18 protein-coding genes are annotated in these 15,807 nt (G+C 67.8%); 4 read left to right on the top strand and 14 right to left on the bottom strand.

Translation table 11 applies throughout. The features are described from left to right. Positions 1 to 77: 77 nt before the first annotated feature. Complete coding sequence (locus tag RT97_RS09910) at positions 78 to 3,308, bottom strand: efflux RND transporter permease subunit (RefSeq protein ID WP_042578606.1); 3,231 nt, start codon at positions 3,306 to 3,308, stop codon at positions 78 to 80. A 247-nt stretch (positions 3,309 to 3,555) separates the two neighbouring features. On the opposite strand from RT97_RS09910, the gene RT97_RS09905 reads away from it, so the two are divergent. Beyond that, positions 3,556 to 4,317 carry a TetR/AcrR family transcriptional regulator gene (locus RT97_RS09905; protein WP_042578605.1) on the top strand — a complete coding sequence of 254 codons (762 nt, stop codon included), beginning with the start codon at positions 3,556 to 3,558 and terminating at the stop codon, positions 4,315 to 4,317. Next, a complete protein-coding gene (locus RT97_RS09900; RefSeq protein WP_042578604.1) occupies positions 4,314 to 4,754 on the top strand; it encodes a DUF2000 domain-containing protein in 441 nt (146 codons plus the stop codon). The genes RT97_RS09905 and RT97_RS09900 overlap by 4 nt, the downstream gene beginning before the upstream one ends. Before the next feature lie 7 nt (positions 4,755 to 4,761). Here the strand turns inward: RT97_RS09900 and RT97_RS09895 are convergent, their stop codons facing one another. Together RT97_RS09895 and gnd are read right to left on the bottom strand one after the other, a co-directional pair. Beyond that, positions 4,762 to 5,325 carry a GNAT family N-acetyltransferase gene (locus RT97_RS09895; protein WP_042578603.1) on the bottom strand — a complete coding sequence of 188 codons (564 nt, stop codon included), beginning with the start codon at positions 5,323 to 5,325 and terminating at the stop codon, positions 4,762 to 4,764. Between the two features lie 153 nt (positions 5,326 to 5,478). Then, complete coding sequence (gnd, locus tag RT97_RS09890; RefSeq protein WP_042578647.1) at positions 5,479 to 6,900, bottom strand: decarboxylating NADP(+)-dependent phosphogluconate dehydrogenase; 1,422 nt, start codon at positions 6,898 to 6,900, stop codon at positions 5,479 to 5,481. Positions 6,901 to 7,037: 137 nt separating this feature from the next. On the opposite strand from gnd, the gene RT97_RS09885 reads away from it, so the two are divergent. Beyond that, positions 7,038 to 8,009 carry a helix-turn-helix domain-containing protein gene (locus RT97_RS09885; protein ID WP_042578602.1) on the top strand — a complete coding sequence of 324 codons (972 nt, stop codon included), beginning with the start codon at positions 7,038 to 7,040 and terminating at the stop codon, positions 8,007 to 8,009. A 17-nt stretch (positions 8,010 to 8,026) separates the two neighbouring features. Here RT97_RS09885 and arsH read toward each other — a convergent pair whose 3' ends face one another. Genes arsH through RT97_RS09865 form a run of 4 tightly spaced genes read right to left on the bottom strand, consistent with a single transcriptional unit; the run spans position 8,027 to position 10,799 of the window. Further along, positions 8,027 to 8,782: an arsenical resistance protein ArsH gene (arsH, locus tag RT97_RS09880; RefSeq protein ID WP_042578601.1), complete on the bottom strand. Its 756-nt coding sequence runs from the start codon at positions 8,780 to 8,782 to the stop codon at positions 8,027 to 8,029. Beyond that, positions 8,733 to 9,164 carry an arsenate reductase (glutaredoxin) gene (gene arsC / locus RT97_RS09875; protein ID WP_042578600.1) on the bottom strand — a complete coding sequence of 144 codons (432 nt, stop codon included), beginning with the start codon at positions 9,162 to 9,164 and terminating at the stop codon, positions 8,733 to 8,735. Before arsC ends, arsH begins: the two co-directional genes overlap by 50 nt. Further along, entirely contained in the window at positions 9,161 to 10,453 is a 1,293-nt protein-coding gene (locus RT97_RS09870) for an arsenic transporter (protein WP_042578599.1), read from the bottom strand. The genes arsC and RT97_RS09870 overlap by 4 nt, the downstream gene beginning before the upstream one ends. Before the next feature lie 19 nt (positions 10,454 to 10,472). After that, entirely contained in the window at positions 10,473 to 10,799 is a 327-nt protein-coding gene (locus RT97_RS09865; protein ID WP_042578646.1) for an ArsR/SmtB family transcription factor, read from the bottom strand. Between the two features lie 143 nt (positions 10,800 to 10,942). Here RT97_RS09865 and RT97_RS09860 point away from each other — a divergent pair, with 143 nt between their 5' ends. Then, positions 10,943 to 11,671, top strand: a complete 729-nt coding sequence (locus tag RT97_RS09860) for an alpha/beta fold hydrolase (protein WP_042578598.1) — start codon at positions 10,943 to 10,945, stop codon at positions 11,669 to 11,671. Positions 11,672 to 11,695: 24 nt separating this feature from the next. Here RT97_RS09860 and RT97_RS09855 read toward each other — a convergent pair whose 3' ends face one another. From RT97_RS09855 to RT97_RS09825, 7 genes are read right to left on the bottom strand one after another with little or no spacing between them, the layout of a single operon-like run. Further along, a complete protein-coding gene (locus RT97_RS09855; RefSeq protein ID WP_042578597.1) occupies positions 11,696 to 12,307 on the bottom strand; it encodes a 3'-5' exonuclease in 612 nt (203 codons plus the stop codon). Further along, on the bottom strand, positions 12,304 to 12,729 hold the full coding sequence (locus RT97_RS09850) for a TfoX/Sxy family protein (RefSeq protein ID WP_042578596.1): 426 nt from the start codon (positions 12,727 to 12,729) through the stop codon (positions 12,304 to 12,306). The genes RT97_RS09855 and RT97_RS09850 overlap by 4 nt, the downstream gene beginning before the upstream one ends. Beyond that, the gene (locus RT97_RS09845; RefSeq protein ID WP_042578595.1) at positions 12,726 to 13,043 is read right to left on the bottom strand and encodes a YciI-like protein; all 318 of its coding nucleotides are present in this window, start codon (positions 13,041 to 13,043) and stop codon (positions 12,726 to 12,728) included. Before RT97_RS09845 ends, RT97_RS09850 begins: the two co-directional genes overlap by 4 nt. Before the next feature lie 19 nt (positions 13,044 to 13,062). Further along, complete coding sequence (locus RT97_RS09840) at positions 13,063 to 13,452, bottom strand: VOC family protein (protein WP_042578594.1); 390 nt, start codon at positions 13,450 to 13,452, stop codon at positions 13,063 to 13,065. Between the two features lie 25 nt (positions 13,453 to 13,477). Further along, positions 13,478 to 13,972 (bottom strand): GNAT family N-acetyltransferase, encoded by a 495-nt coding sequence (locus RT97_RS09835; protein ID WP_253278199.1) that lies wholly within the window; start codon positions 13,970 to 13,972, stop codon positions 13,478 to 13,480. Between the two features lie 36 nt (positions 13,973 to 14,008). Beyond that, a complete protein-coding gene (fghA, locus tag RT97_RS09830; RefSeq protein WP_042578592.1) occupies positions 14,009 to 14,887 on the bottom strand; it encodes an S-formylglutathione hydrolase in 879 nt (292 codons plus the stop codon). Further along, the gene (locus tag RT97_RS09825) at positions 14,884 to 15,804 is read right to left on the bottom strand and encodes an alpha/beta fold hydrolase (RefSeq protein ID WP_042578591.1); all 921 of its coding nucleotides are present in this window, start codon (positions 15,802 to 15,804) and stop codon (positions 14,884 to 14,886) included. Before RT97_RS09825 ends, fghA begins: the two co-directional genes overlap by 4 nt. Positions 15,805 to 15,807 lie beyond the last annotated feature (3 nt).

Below are 15,807 nucleotides of genomic sequence, written 5' to 3'. Positions count from 1 at the left end.
GGGCCGCTCCCAAGGCGAGCTGCGGCCCCCTCGGGGGGCAGCGAATACACGAAGTGAATGAGCGTGGGGGTCAAGTCCTAGTTCTCCTGGGGCGCTGCGCCCGCTGGCGGTTGCGCCGAATGGCCGGCTTCTTCGCGTGCCGCCTTGCGATGCGCAAGCCGACTGTGCACCCCCGCGAACACGGCGGGGACGAAAAACAATGTCGACACCGTGGCAAAAAGCAGGCCACCGATGACCGCTCGGCCGAGCGGCGCGTTCTGCTCGGCGCCTTCGCCCAGGCCCAGCGCCATGGGGATCATGCCGATGATCATCGCCAGCGCCGTCATCAGCACCGGGCGGATGCGGGTGGCGCCGCCTTCGAGCGCGGCCGAGAGCGGCGGAATGCCGGCCTGCAGGCGCTCGCGTGCGAACGACACCAGCAGGATCGAGTTGGCCGTGGCCACCCCCATCGTCATGATCGCGCCGGTGAGCGCGGGCACGCTCAGCGTGGTGCCGGTGATGAACAGCATCCAAGCGATGCCCGCGAGCGCCGCGGGCAGGGCGGTGATGATGATGGTGGCATCCAGCCACGACTGGAAGGTGACCACGATCAGCAGGTACACCAGCACGATCGCCATCACCAGACCCACGCCCAGCCCGATGAACGACGACTGCATCGTCTGCACCTGCCCGCGGATGGTGACCTGGCTGCCGCGCGAGAGCCTGGGCCGCATCTCGTCGACCAGCACCTGCACCTTGGAGGCGACGGTCGCGAGGTCGGTGCCCTGCACGCTCACGTACACGTCGATGACCGGCGCGATGTTGTAGCGCGACTGGATGGCCGGCTGGCGCGAGGCCTGCGCCTCGACCAGGTTGCCCAGCAGCTGTTGCGAGGCGCCGCTGGCCGCCGCGGCGCCGCCCGTGCCCACCGGGATGTTGAGCAGCGAATCGAGCGAGTCGATGTTGTATTGCGGCGTCTGCACCGCGATGCTGTAGACCACGCCGTTCACCGGGTTGAGCCAGAAGGCCGGCGCCGTCTGCGAGCTGCCCGACAGCGCGATCAGCACGTTCTGCCCGACGTTGGCCGCCGTGAGGCCGTACTGCTGCAGCCGCGTGCGGTCCATCTGCAGGCTGAGGCTGGGGCCGTCGAGCCGCTGGTGCACGTGCGCATCCACCGCGCCCGGGATCTGCTTGATCGCTTTCGTGAGCTCGGCCGCGCGGGCTGCGTTGCCGGCCGTGTCGTTGCCGCTGAACTGCACGTCGATGGCCGCGGGCAGGCCGAAGTTCAGGATCTGCGTGACGATGTCCGCCGGCTGAAAGAAGAACTCGATGCCCGGAAAACGCTTGGGGAGCTCCGCGCGCAGCACCGAGACGAAGTGCTCGGTGGGCCGGTGGCCTTCCTTCAGCGAGAGCAGCAGCTCCGCATCGAAGGTGCCGATGGTGCCGGCGTTGCTGTACGAGAGGTTGATGCCGCTGTTGGGGATGCCCAGGTTGTCCAGGATGGTCTCCAGTTGGTCGGGCGGCACCAGCTCGCGGATGGCCACTTCCACCCGGTCGGTGAGGCGCGCGGTTTCCTCGATGCGGGTGCCGGTGGGCGCGCGCACGTGCAGGCGGATCTGGCCGGCGTCCACGGTCGGGAAGAAGTCGCGGCCCAGCACCGGGTACAGCAGGCAGGACAGCAGGCAGAAGCCGAGGAAGAGGCCGATGAAGCCGCCGCGCTTCGAAAGCACCACCGACAGCAGCAGCGTGTAGGCGCGGCGCACGCGCTCGAAGCGGCGGTCGAAGCTTTGATAGACGCGCTGCAGCGCGCTGGGTTTCCTGGGCGCGGCACCGTCGGCCGGCTGCGTATGCACGCCGCCCATCAGCAGCATCACCAGCGTCGGCACCAGGGTGCGCGAGAGCAGGTAGGAGGCCAGCATCGCGAACACCACCGCCTCGGCCAGCGGCACGAACAGGAAGCGCGCCACGCCCGAGAGAAAGAACATCGGCACGAACACGATGCAGATGCACAGCGTGGAGACGAAGGCGGCGCTGCCGATTTCGCCCGCGCCCACCTCGATGGCTTCCTTCAGCGGCGTGCCCATGTGCAGGTGGCGCTCGATGTTCTCGATGGTCACGATCGCCTGGTCCACCAATATGCCCACCGAGAGTGCGAGGCCCCCGAGCGTCATGAGGTTGAGCGTTTCGCCCAGCGAATACAGGACCAGGATCGAGGCCAGGATCGACAGCGGAATCGTGAGGCCGATGATGAGCGTGCTGCGCCAGTTGCCCAGGAAGAGAAGCACCATCGCGGCCGTGAGCGCGGCCGCCAGGATGGCTTCGAACACCACGCCCTTCACGGCGGCTTTCACGAACACCGACTGGTCGAAGAGCGGCGTGACCTTGATGTCCTGCGGCATCGACTGGGTGGCGATCGGCAGCATCGCGCGGATGTTCGCCACGATGTCCAGCGTGGACGCGCCGCCGTTCTTGAGCACCGACAGCAGCACGCCGCGCACGCCGTCCTGGCGCACGATGTTGGTCTGCGGCGAGAAGCCGTCGCGCACGAAGGCCACGTCGCGCAGGTATGTGGTGGCGCCGTTCACGGTGCGCACCGGCAGGTCGTTCAGGCCTGCGATGGCGTCGGGCGAACCGTTCATGCGCACGCTGTATTCGGTGGCGCCGAACTTGGCGGTGCCCGAGGGGAGGATCAGGTTCTGCGTGTTGACCGCGTTCACCACGTCGGCCGGCGTGAGGCCGCGCGCCTGCATCGCCTGGGTGTCCAGGTCCACCGAAATGAGCCTGTTCTTGCCGCCGTAGGGAAAGGGAATCGCCGCGCCCGGCACGGTGATGAGCTGCGGGCGCAGCTGGTTGACGGTGGCGTCGAAGAGCGAGTTTTCAGAGCGCGTGGGGCTGGAGAGCGCCAGCTGGATCACCGGCACGCTGGAAGCCGAATACTTGATGACCAGCGGCGGCGTGATGCCCGGCGGCAATTGCCGCACCTGCGCCTGCATCGAGGCCACCACCTGCGAGATCGCCATCTCGATGTTGGCCGTGGGCTGGAAGAACACCTTGATGATCGACACGCCCGCGAGCGACTGCGACTCGATGTGCTCGATGTCGCTCACCGTGGTGGTCAGGCCCCGCTCGACCTGGCCCGAGATGCGCTGGCCCATCTCCTGGGCCGGCAGGCCGGTGTAGTTCCAGATGACGCTGACCACCGGGATGTTGATCTCCGGAAAGATGTCGGTGGCCATGCGCGCCAGGACAAAGGGCGTGGCCAGCACGATCAGCATCGCCATGACGATGAAGGTGTAAGGACGACGCAACGCGAGCTGGACCATGGACAGGGCTCTCTGCTTCCGGCGGAAAAAGGTTTCGCATCATAAGGAAGTAGATTTAAGTTTGCTGCCGCCATTTCTTCGGGTGTGGCGCTTTACCAAAAGGGTGCATGTGGACGGGGGCCGGCTGGTCGCCGCACAGCCTCGGAGCGCGGGCGCGGTGGTGCAATGGTTTTCAAGTAAGGCTCAATTAATCTGAGGAGCCGATGATTTTCAGAGTGAACTATGATCAAGTGACACTCAGAAAACTTCATTCATGCCCCAGAACGCCACCACGAAGCCGCCGCGCGCGGCCCACAGCGGGAAATCCGGCCGCCGCATCGAGAGCCTGCTTGCAGTTGCCAAGGAGGTCTTCGCCGAGAAGGGTTTCGAGCGCGCCACCACGCTGGAGATCGCGCAGCGCCTGGGCGTCTCCGAGGCCACCGTGTTCACCTATTTCGGCAGCAAGCGCGAGCTGTGCCTCGAAGTCATCCGCCGCTGGTACGACCAGATCTCCGAAGAGGTCGAGCGCGAGCTGCCGCAGCTCAACGGACTGCGCGCGCAGTTGGCATTTACCGTGCGCAAGCACCTGGTCAACCTGATGGGCGAGGGCGCCGGCATCTGCGCACTGGTGCTGAGCGAAGGGCGCACGGCCGATGCGGCGTTCGGCGGCGTCATCGCCGACCTCAAGCGCCGCTATACCGGGCCGTTCATGCATGCGCTGGCCGCTGCGCGCGAGGCTGGCGAGTTGCGCGACGGCTTGCCGCTGCGGCTGCTGCGCGACATGGTCTTCGGTTCGATGGAACACGTGCTTTGGGACTACGTGGTCTCCGGCAGGAAACCCGACATCGAGGAGACCGCGTCGCAGCTCACCGACCTGCTGTGGAGCGCCTTCGTGCCCGCCGATGCGTCGCTGCACGCGCTCTCGCGGTTCCGCGCCGAGGTGGGCCATGCGCTGCGGCGGCTCGATGCGCCTCCATCAGCGTCGCCGTCGTCCCCGTCGTCCCCGTCTTCAAAATCCCGCAAGACCTCTTCATGAACGATTCCGTCCCTTCCCCTTCTTCCGCACTTCCCGAACGCTGCGTGATCGTCGTCGACAACGCCTTGCCCGCCGGGCTCGCGGCCAACGCCGCGGCCGTCGTGGCGCTCACCGTCGGCCAACGCCATCCGGGGCTGGTGGGCGCGCCGCTGGTCGATGCGTCGGGCGGCGTGCATCCGGGCCTCATCCCGATCGGCATCGCCGTGCTCGGCGCGAGCCAGGACGAGCTGGCCGCGGTGCGCCACAAGGCGATGGCGACGACCGAATGCGACGTGGTCGATTTTCCGGTGCAGGGCCAGCAGACCACCAACTATGCGGCCTTCGGCGAAGCCGTGGCCGCCGTGCCGGGACAGGCGCTTCGCTACGTGGCGGTGGCGCTCGTGGGCGAGCGCAAGCCGCTGGGCAAGGTGGTGTCCAAGCTCGGGCTGCTGGGCTAGGGCCTCGTTACCGCGCGGGCGCATCGAGCGCCAGCTGCAGCCGCGTGACGTTCGGATTGCCCGGATCGCGCTGCACCTTGAACCCCAGCTTGCGCGCGAGCGCGAGCATGCCGACGTTGTCGTAGAGCGTGATGTCCGCCAGCTGCTTCACGCCAGCCGCGGTGGCCGCGTCGATCAGCTTCCGCAGGAGCTTGAGCGCGACGCCGCGGTGCTGCCACGCATCGCCGATCACCACGGCGAATTCGGCGACGTGCGCCGTCTCGGGCGTGTCGCCACGCACGTATCGCACCACGCCCATCTGCTGCTCGGCGCCATCGACCACCGTGGTCGCGATGAGCGCGAGCTCGCGGTCGTAGTCGATGTGGGTCATGCGCCAGAGCTCGTCGGGCTGCGGCTTGCGCGGCGAGAGCAGGCGGTGGTAGCCGGTTTCCTTCGAGAGTCCGTCCACGAACGCCGTGTGCATCGCCAGGTCGTCCGCGTGGATCGGCCGGATGCGCACGCGCGTGCCGTCCGCGAGCTGCCAGTCCTCCACGAGGTGACTGGGGTAGTCATGGGGTTCCGGCGCATGCATGCCGCGTTGTGCCACGCGAGCCCGTCACGGTCAATCGGGCAGGCCCTTTCGGGAAACACCGCGGAACCGGCTTTGCCGGGCCGCAGGTGTTGCCCCCGGAAGGGGGTTGGCGAAGCGACACGAAGTGCGCGCAGCCTGGGGGAGAGCCAGAACTTAGCCGATCACTTCGGGCCAGTCGGTATGGAAGAACTGGCCTTCGGGCTTGTCCGTGCGCTCGTAGGTGTGCGCGCCGAAGAAGTCGCGCTGTGCCTGCAAGAGGTTCGCCGGCAGGCGCTCGGTGCGGTAGCTGTCGTAGTAGGCGAGCGAGGCGCTGAACGCCGGCACCGGGATGCCGTTGCTCACCGCCAGCGCCACCACCTCGCGCCAGTTCTGCTGGGTGCGATTGAGCAGGTCCTTGAAGAACGGATCGAGCATCAGGTTGGCCAGCGCCGGGTCGGTGCGGAAGGCGTCGGTGATGCGGTTCAGGAAGCGCGCGCGGATGATGCAGCCGCCGCGCCAGATTGCCGCGATGCGGCCCAGGTCGAGCTTCCAGTCCTTCTTGTCGCCCATCGTCTTGATGAGGTCGAAGCCCTGCGTGTAGCTGATGACCTTGGAGGCATAGAGCGCGTCGTGCACCTTGGCCACCAGCGCCTTCTTCTCCAGCGAGAGTTCGATCTTCGGGCCCTGCAGCACCTTGCTCGCCGCCACGCGCGCCTTCTTCTGCGACGAGAGCACGCGCGCCTCGACCGCTGCGTTGATGGTGCTGATGACCACCGCGTTCTCGGCCGCGTTGATGAGCGTCCACTGGCCCGTTCCCTTCTGGCCGGCCTTGTCCAGGATCACGTCGACGATCGGCTTGCCCGTTTCGGGTTCCTTCTGCTCGAGCGCCTTGGCGGTGATCTGGATCAGGTAGCTCTGCAGCTCGCCGTCGTTCCACTCGTTGAAGATAGCGGCCATCTCGTCGGTGGTGAAGCCGGCGGCCTTGAACAGGCTGTAGGCCTCGCAGATCAGCTGCATGTCGCCGTACTCGATGCCGTTGTGCACCATCTTCACGTAGTGGCCCGCGCCGCCGGGGCCGATGTGGATCACGCAGGGCTCGCCGTCCACCTTGGCCGCGATGCTCTCGAAGATCGGCTTCATCACCTCCCAGGTGGAAAGCGGGCCGCCCGGCATGATCGAGGGTCCCTTGCGCGCGCCTTCCTCGCCGCCCGAGACGCCCGCGCCGATGAAGCGCAAGCCTTTGCTCGAGAGGTACGCGTCGCGGCGCTCGGTGTCGGTGTAGAGGCTGTTGCCTCCGTCGATGACGATGTCGTCCTTGTCCAGCAGCGGAATGAGTTGTTCGATCACCTGGTCCACCGGTGCGCCGGCCTTGACCATGATCTGGATCTTGCGGGGCTTGGCCAGGCTCTGGACGAACTCCTCGAGCGTCTTGGCGCCCACCAGCTTCTTGCCGGGGTTCGCGGCGACGAAGGCCTCGGTGGTGGCCTCGGTGCGGTTGTAGACGCTGACCTGGAAGCCGCGGCTTTCCACGTTTAGCACGAGGTTCTGGCCCATGACGGCCAGGCCGATCAGTCCGAAATCGCTTTTGTTGCTCATGTCCGTTGCGCCCTTCTTGCGTGTGCGGTTGGTGATGGTCGGTGTGGCGGCCATTGTGCCGGGGGCCATCGCCGCCCGCAGTCGGAGGGCGTCTATACCCGCTTGGCAAACGCGCCCGGGCTGGCTATGTTGGCGGGATGTCGCACGCCGTCGCCCCTGCCGCCATCCAGACCTGGTCGACCGAGGCCGTGCCGCAGCACCAGCGCCTGGACTACTGGATCGGCGCGATCTGCGAGGGCTTCCTCGAAATGGACGTGACCAGCACCGAGGCCCGCACCTTCGGCGCCACGCTCGAATCCGTGCCGCTCGGCCCGCTGGGCGTGAACCGGGTGCGCGGCACGGCGCAGGACGTCTACCGCACGCGCCGCGCCATCGCCCACAGCCGCAGCAACTACTACTACCTGCTCTGCAAGACCGACTCGCCCTGGGTGGTCGTGCAGGACGACCGCTCCGCGCGCATGCTGCCCGGCGACGTGGTGCTGGTCGATTCGCGGCGCTGCTACGCCTTTCACCTGCTGCAGTCGGCCGACACGATCTCGCTGGAGCTGCCGACCGCCTGGGTCGACGCATGGCTGCCCGATGCCGGCGACCTCGTGGCGCACCGCCTCGACGGGCGCACAGGCTGGGGCGGTGTGCTCGCCGGCTTCGCGCAGCAACTCTCGCCCGAGGTGGCCGCCCGGCCGCCGCTGCCGCCGGCGCTCCTGACCGACCAGCTGGGCGGGCTGCTTTCGCTGGCGTTCGGGCAATCGGCCGCAATGCCCGCGGCGCCCGATCGGGGGGGCCGCGCCGCGCTGCGGCAGCGCGTGCTCGACGCCACCCGCGAGCGCCATGCCGAGCCGGGCCTCACGGCCGCGGGCGTGGCGCGCGAGCTCGGCATTTCGGAACGCAGCCTGCACCGGTGCCTGGCCGATGGCGCCACCACCTTCGCCACCGCGCTCACCGGCTTTCGCATGCAGGTGGCGCAGCGCATGCTGGCCGATGCGCGCTTCGACCGGTTGAGCGTCGCCGAAATCGGCTTTCGCGTCGGGCTGAGCGATGCCTCGCACTTCGTGCGGCAGTGCCGCCGGCACCTGGGGCACACGCCGGGCGAGCTGCGGCGCCTGCGCTGAGCCGCGCCGCGCCGCGTTCAGATGCTGCGCAGGTTGACCCGCTTCGACAGGGCCTCCGCACTCTCGCGCCGCTCGCTGTAGCGGTCGACCAGGTGGTCCGCACAGTCGCGCGTGAGCAGCGTGAACTTCACCAGTTCTTCCATCACGTCCACCACGCGCTCGTAATACGGCGAAGGCTTCATGCGCCCGTCGTCGTCGAACTCCATGAATGCCTTGGCCACCGACGACTGGTTGGGGATCGTGATCATGCGCATCCAGCGGCCGAGCACGCGCAGCTGGTTCACCGCGTTGAACGACTGCGAGCCGCCCGACACCTCCATCACCGCGAGCGTCTTGCCCTGGGTGGGTCGCACCGAGCCGACGGCCAGCGGAATCCAGTCGATCTGCGCTTTCATGATGCCGGTCATCGCGCCGTGGCGTTCGGGCGATGTCCACACCATGCCTTCGGACCATTGCGCGAGCGTGCGAAGTTCCTGCACCTTCGGATGGTCTTCGGGTGCGCCGTCGGGCAGCGGCAGGCCGCGCGGATCGTAGATGCGCGGCTCGGCGCCCATCGCGCGCAGCAGGCGTGCGGCCTCTTCGGTCAGCAGCCGGCTGTAGGAACGCTCGCGCACCGAGCCGTAGAGCAGCAGGATGCGTGGTGCGTGCGCCGCGCGCCTGTCGGGCAGCAGCGCCTGCAGGGCGGGCTGGCGAAACGCTGCAGCGTCGAGGTTGGGAAGATCGTCAAGGCCTGGCAACACGCTGGCCTTTCGCGTCGACGACGGCTTCGCCATCTTCCTTGCTGAACGCGCCGCGCTGAGGGCGCGGCAGGATGTCGAGCACCGCTTCGGACGGCCGGCACAGGCGCGTGGCGATCGGCGTCACCACGATCGGGCGGTTGATGAGGATCGGGTGCTGAAGCATGAAGTCGATCAGCTCGTCGTCGCGCCACTTCGCATCGCCGAGGCCGAGTTCGTCGTAGGGCGTTCCCTTCTGGCGCAGCACCTCGCGCACCGGCACGCCCATCGCAGCAATCAGCCGTTGCAGCGTGGCGCGGTCGGGCGGGGTCTTCAGGTACTCGATGACGGTGGGCTCGTCGCCCGTGTTGCGGATCAGTGCGAGCACGTTGCGCGACGTGCCGCAGGCGGGGTTGTGATAGATGGTGATGTCGTTCATGGCAGTGGGAGGGTCAATCGGAGCGCCAGCGCGGCCAGCGCGGCGAGCAGCACTGGCACCGTCAGCACGATGCCGGTCCTGAAGTAGTGGCCCCAGGCGATGCGCGTGCCTTTCTTTTCGAGCACGTGCAGCCAGAGCAGCGTGGCGAGGCTGCCGATGGGCGTGATCTTCGGGCCGAGGTCGCAGCCGATCACGTTGGCGTAGACCATCGCTTCCTTCACGAGGCCGCTCGCGCCCGATGCGTCGATGGACAGCGCGCCGACCAGCACCGTCGGCATGTTGTTCATGACCGAAGAGAGCGCCGCCGCGAGAAAGCCGGTGCCCATGGCCGCGCCCCAGATGCCGCCCTGCGCGAAGACGTCCAGAAGCGAGGCGATCCGGCCGGTGAGCCCCGCATTCCGAAGGCCGTAGACCACCAGGTACATGCCCAGCGAGAACACGACGATCTGCCACGGCGCGCCATGCAGCACCTTGCGCGTGCTGATGACATGGCCGCGCGCAGCCACCGCGAGCAGGAGGGCCGCACCCGCGGCAGCCACCGCGCTGACCGGCACGCCCAGCGGCTCCAGGCCGAAGAAGCCCACGAGCAGCAGCACCAGCACGACCCAGCCCGCACGGAATGTCGCGCGGTCGCGCACGGCATCGGCCGGCGCCCTGAGCTGCGCCACGTCGTAGCGCGCGGGAATGTCGCGGCCGAAATACAGCATCAGCACCGCGAGGCTGGCGAGCACCGCCGCGATGTTCACGGGAACCATGACCGACGCATAGGCGTTGAAGCCGATCCCGAAGAAGTCGGCCGAGACGATGTTCACCAGGTTCGACACGACGAGCGGCAGGCTGGCGGTATCGGCAATGAAGCCTGCCGCCATGACGAATGCGAGCGTGGCGGCGGGGGTGAAGCCCAGCGCGACGAGCATGGCCATCACGATGGGCGTGAGGATCAGCGCCGCGCCGTCGTTGGCGAACAGCGCCGAGACCGCGGCGCCCAACAAAACGATGAATGCGAAGAGCAACCGCCCGCGCCCCTTGCCCCAGCGTGCCACGTGAAGCGCGGCCCACTCGAAGAAGCCGGCCTCGTCGAGCAGCAGGCTGATGAGGATGACGGCGATGAACGTGGCGGTCGCGTTCCACACGATGCCCCAGACGACCGGGATGTCGGCCAGTTGCACGACGCCGAAAAGCAAGGCGAGCACCGCGCCGAGCGAGGCGCTCCAGCCGATGCCCAGCCCGCGCGGCTGCCAGATCACCAGCACGAGCGTGAAGACGAAGATGAAGACGGCCGGGAGCATTCGGATGAAGGCTTCTGTCTCAGCAACCGCAGGCTGCGGCCTTGCCGTCGACCGCGCACGCTTCGCCTTCGCAGCAATGCTCGGTGAGATAGCCGAGGAGGGTGTTCATCCGCTCGAACGATGCGCGGCAGATGAGGTTGCGGCCCTGGCGCTCCTGCGAGATCAGGCCCGCGTGAACGAGCTCCTTGAGATGGAAAGACAGGCCCGTCGCCGGGACCCCCAGCGTTTCGGTCAGTGCGCCGGGCGTCAGGCCCGACGGGCCGGCCACCACGAGAGCGCGAAATACCCGCAGGCGTATCGGCTGCGCCAGCGCGGCGAGGGATCGGACGACGTCGTTTTCTTCCATCATTCAAGTATCGTTGAATTATTGAACCACAACAAACCCACGCGTGGCGCGAACCGGCCATGTCCGTGGCAGGCCGCGGCCATCCGCATCGCGCAGCCGTTCGTAAAGTCGTTCTCCTTGCCACCCCCAGAAAGGAGACACCCATGTCCGACACCTATGTTCTCGTCCACGGCGCCTGGCACACCGGCGCGGAAATCGAAGCCGTGGCCGATGGCCTGCGCAAAGCCGGCCACACCGTGCATTGCCCGACGCTTGCGGGTAACCGCGCCGGCGACGACCGCGCAGCGACCACCCTCGAAGACGCCATTGCCTCGGCCGTGCGCTACATCGAGGAGAAAGATTTGACCGAGGTTCGCCTGGCAGGCCACAGCTACGGCGGCATGGTGATCTCGGGCGTGGCGGACCGCATCGCGCACCGGTTGAAGCGCCTGGTCTACATCAACGCATTCGTGCCGCTCGACGGGGAATCGCTCAACGACATGGTGCCGCCGCACTACATCGCGATGTTCGACGCCATCGCCGCAGCGAACGGCAACGCCGTGACCTTGCCGTTCGAGGTGTGGCGCGATGCCTTCATCAACGACGCCGACCTGCCGCTTGCCCAGGCCGCCTACGAAAAGCTGAACCCGCACCCGTACCGCACCTTCACCGACAAGATCCGGTTGAAGCAGCCGCTTGCGGCCCTTGCGCTCGGGAAGTCCTACGTCAACTGCCAGCAGGACATCGCGCTGCCGCACAGCCTGCCGTGGCATCCGCGCCTGTCGGAGCGGCTGGGGCTTTTCAGGCTGGTGGAGTGCCCCGGCAGCCACGAGATGTTCTTCTCGAACCCCGCGCGGCTCGCGCAGGCGATCCTGGAGGCCGGGCGCGACTGAGGCGCCGTTATCGGCCCTGTGGGTTCAGGCGCCGGCGAATAGCGCGTCGTACACGCGGATCGATGCGTAGGCATCGTTGGCCGCATAGCGGATCTGCGAGTCGGTCAGCTGCCTGTTGGCCCAGTTCGAGGTGGTCGCCTTGCGCGACTTCATGAAGCGCCGGTCGAACACCAGCGCCACCGCGGTCTTCACGCCCACCGACTTGCGGTAGCCGCGCCGGCGGAATTCGTTGTCGATGTCGTACACCGCGCCCGGCTCGATATTCAGGCGGTTGCGGATCAGCGTGAGGTCGGTCGAAAGGCCGAAGCCGACCTTCTTCAGTTCGGTCGAGGCGATCAGCGCGGCGACCACCGGGTTGCATTCGGTGCGGTGCAGCTGGAAAAGCCAGGCCCGCTCGCGCGTGGCGAACTGCACCACGTGCGGGCCGCCCGAGACCTCGTTCTTCGCGAAGGTGGGCTTGGATTCGGTGTCGAAGCCAGCGACACCCGCCGCCAGCAAGGTGGCGGCGGCGTGCTCGGCCTCCTGCAGCGTGGTGACGACGACGATGTCTTTCAGGTCGAGGCCCTCGAAGGGCTCAAGCAGGGCGATCTGCTCGCGTTCGGGCAGGGGCTGCAACGTGGATGTGTCGTCGCTCACCGGGAGGATGCTTTCTTGGTCTTCACTGAGGCTTTCTTTGCGGGCGTCTTTTTCGCCGCGGATTTTTTTGCGACGGTCTTGGGTTTGGGTTGTTTCGGCGGCTGGCCCGAGCGCAGCGCGGCTTCGTAGGCCAGGCGGCCCCAGCGCGCGGCCTCTTCGCGGTCCTCGAAGAGATCGGCCGGTGCGAGCCGGTACGACATGGGCATCTCCTTGCCCTGGCGCACGTAGGTGAAGGGCGGCAGGTCGAGCCTGTCGAAATGCCCGGCGCTGCCGGTATCGGACTTCAGGTAGAGCGCGTCCTTCGCGACGAGCGCGATCATGCGGCCCTCGTGCCACACGCCGTGGCCGCCGAACATGCGGCGCGTCTGGATGCGGCCCAGCCGCTCGAAGACCTCGTGAAGGCTCTGGACGAAATCGCTCATCGCCGGGCGTTCGCCGCGGGCCTGACGGGTGTCGATGCCTCCGCGCCGACCACGGTGTTCCAGGCCGTGACGCGCCAGCCCGTCACGATGCCGTTGAGCACATACGGGTCGGCCTTGGCGAAAGCCTCGGGCACTTCGGGCGAGTCGGCTTCGAACAAGAGCAGCGCGCCGTCGGGCGGGTTGCCGGTGGCGCCGCCGAGCAGCAGCTCGCCGCGTTCCACGGCCTGCCACGCGAAGGCCAGGTGCACGTCGCGGAACTCGCCGCGGCGCTGGAGGTAGTCGGGGGCGGTGTCGTAGATCAACAGGAAGTGCATGAGGGTGTCTCCGTGAGGTTCAGGACGTGATCTCGATGCGGTTGCCGTCCGGGTCGAGCACCACGCTCTCGTAGTAGCCGCCGCCGGTGCGGCGCGGGCCGTCGAGCAGCGGATAGCCGTCGGCCTCGAGCCGCTGCGTGAGCGCATCGACCGCGGCATCGGAGCCCACGCTGATCGCCAGGTGCGTCCAGCCCATGCGCTGCGCGCCGGCTTCGGCCGCCACGGGTGAAAGGGTGCTGGTGGTCATCGCCTCGATGCGGGCGCCATCGCCCAGGCTCAGGAAGCACGAGGCGAAACCCTTGGCCGGGTTGACGTAGCCCGCGCCGGCCGTCGCACCGAAGTAATCGACATAGAAACGCTTGCAGCGTTCGAGATCGGTGGTCCAGAGTGCGATGTGGTCGATGCGCATGTGGCAAGACAAATGAAGGGGCCGCTCAGTTCGTGCGCCATGGCGGGCGCGAGGGCGACCAATGGTAGGCAATGCGTTCGCGCCCGCTGGTGGGGTGATGGTCGACCGTGCCGCGCAGGAGGCCGTAGCGTTCGTAGAAGCGCTGCGCGGCGGTGTTGGTGGTGGCCACGTGCAGGCGCCAGCCGGTCGGTATGCGCACGCAGGCTTCGTCGAGCAGCGCCTGTCCGAGGCCCTGGTTGCGCAGGTGCGGCTCGACGAACAGTTGCGCCACGTATTCGCGCCGCTCCAGCAGCACCATGAATGCAAGCACCTGGCCGTCGCGTTCGGCCAGCACCACATCGGCCGGCGGCACGAACTCGGCCTGTACGCGCTTGAGCCAGTGCGAGATGGGTTCGATGAAGGCGGCGCCGCGGTTGGCCGAGATCCATGCGCGGCGCCAGATGCCGGCCAGCACGATGCTCTCTTCGGCGGTGCCATCGCGCGACCGCAGGTGGAAGGCGGGGATTTGTGCGGCGGACATGCGTTTCATGATACGGCGGGCATCCGCCGCAGTCGATCAGGTGTGCAGCGATTGCGCGTGGTGCGCGATGTGGTCGGCCATGAAGCTCTGGATGAAGTAGTAGCCGTGGTCGTAGCCCGCGTGGCGGCGCAGCGTGAGCGGCTGGCCGGCGGCAAAGCAGGCGGCCTCGAAGGCCTCGGGCTTAAGTTGCTCGGTGAGGAATTTGTCGGCCAGCCCCTGGTCGATGAGGATGCCTTGCGGATAGGGCGCCACGGTCTGCGAGCGCATGAGCGCGCTCGCGTCGTGCGCGAGCCACTGCGCGCGGTCCACGCCGGGGGCACCCAGGTAGCCGCTGAACGCCTTCTCGCCCCATGGGCACTCGGTGGGCGCGCAGATCGGCGCGAATGCCGAGAGCGACTTGAAGCGCCCCGGATGCCGCAACGCCAGCGTGAGCGCGCCGTGGCCGCCCATGGAATGGCCGAAGATGCCGATGCGCTGGCCGTCGATCGCGAAGTGCTGCGCCACCAGGGGCAGCAGCTCGTGGACGATCCAGCTTTCCATGCGCCAGTGCGTGGCCCAGGGCTCGCGCGTGGCATCCAGGTAGAAGCCGGCGCCGATGCCGAAGTCCCAGTCGTCCTTCGCGCCGGGCGCGCTCTCCGCGGCGGGGCCGCGCGGGCTGGTGTCGGGCGCGATCAGCGCAAGTCCCAGGCTCGCGGCCATGCGCTGCGCGCCGGCCTTGATGGCGAAGGTTTCCTCGTTGCAGGTAAGGCCCGCGAGGTACAGCAAGGCCGGCACCGGCCCGTTTGCGGCCTGCGGCGGCAGGTAGACCGAGAAGCGCATCGGCAACCCGATTTCCTGCGAGGCGTGCTCGTGAAAACTCTGCACGCCGCCGAAGCAGGGGTGTTCGGACAAGGTCTTGGGGGTGTGGTCGGTCATGGCTTGTTGTTGCGCAATGCGGGCACCAGTTCCAGCACCGCATCGGCGAAGGTGCGGGGTGCTTCCTGCGGCAGGTTGTGGCCTGCGCCGGGCACGAGGCGGTGCGAGCGCGGGCCGCTGAAACGGTGCGCGTGCGCCGAGGCATCGGCCGGTGGCCGCACGCCGTCGTCGATGCCGTCGAAGGTGATGGCGGGCACGGCGATCGCGGGCTGCGCGGCGAGGCGGCGCTCGATGTCCGCATACGCCGGGTCGCCCGGCACGAGGCCGAAACGGTGGCGGTACGAATGGATCACCACGTCGACGAAGTCGGGGTGGTCGAAGGCGGCGGCGCTGCGGGCGAAGGTGGCGTCGTCGAACTGCCAGGTCGGCGACCACAGCTTCCACAGCAGCTTCGCGATGGCGTTGCGGTCCTTCGCGAGGCCGGCGCGGCCGCGCTCGCTGTGAAAGTAGTACTGGTACCAAAGGCTGTGCTCGTTCTCGGCCGTGTCCGGCTCCATCGCCTTGGCGATGTTCTGGATGTTGTAGCTGTTGAGCGAGACCAGCCCCGCGCAGCGCTCGGGCCACAGCGCCGCGACCACGCAGGCGGCGCGGCCGCCCCAGTCGTAACCGGCGAGGACCGCGCGATCGATCTTCAATGCATCGAGCAGCGCGAGCAGGTCGGCACCGAATGCGGCCTGCTCGCCCGAGCGCGGCGTGGCATCGGCCAGAAAGCGCGTGCCGCCGTAGCCGCGCATGTACGGCACGATGACGCGGCAGTCGTGGGCGGCGAGCATCGGCGCGACTTCGGCGTAGGTGTGGATGTCGTACGGAAAGCCGTGCATCAGCAGCACGGGCGGCCCGTCTGCGGGGCCGGTTTCGTAGTAGGCGACTTCGAGGACGCCTGCCTCGATCTTGCGCAATGGCTCCATGCGATTCATGGC

This window comes from Variovorax paradoxus (genome assembly GCF_000834655.1).
In the GTDB taxonomy this organism is placed as follows: Bacteria; Pseudomonadota; Gammaproteobacteria; order Burkholderiales; family Burkholderiaceae_C; genus Variovorax; species Variovorax paradoxus_F.
Note: the sequence above shows the minus strand (reverse complement) of the source record. Positions and strands in the feature narration are given on the sequence as shown.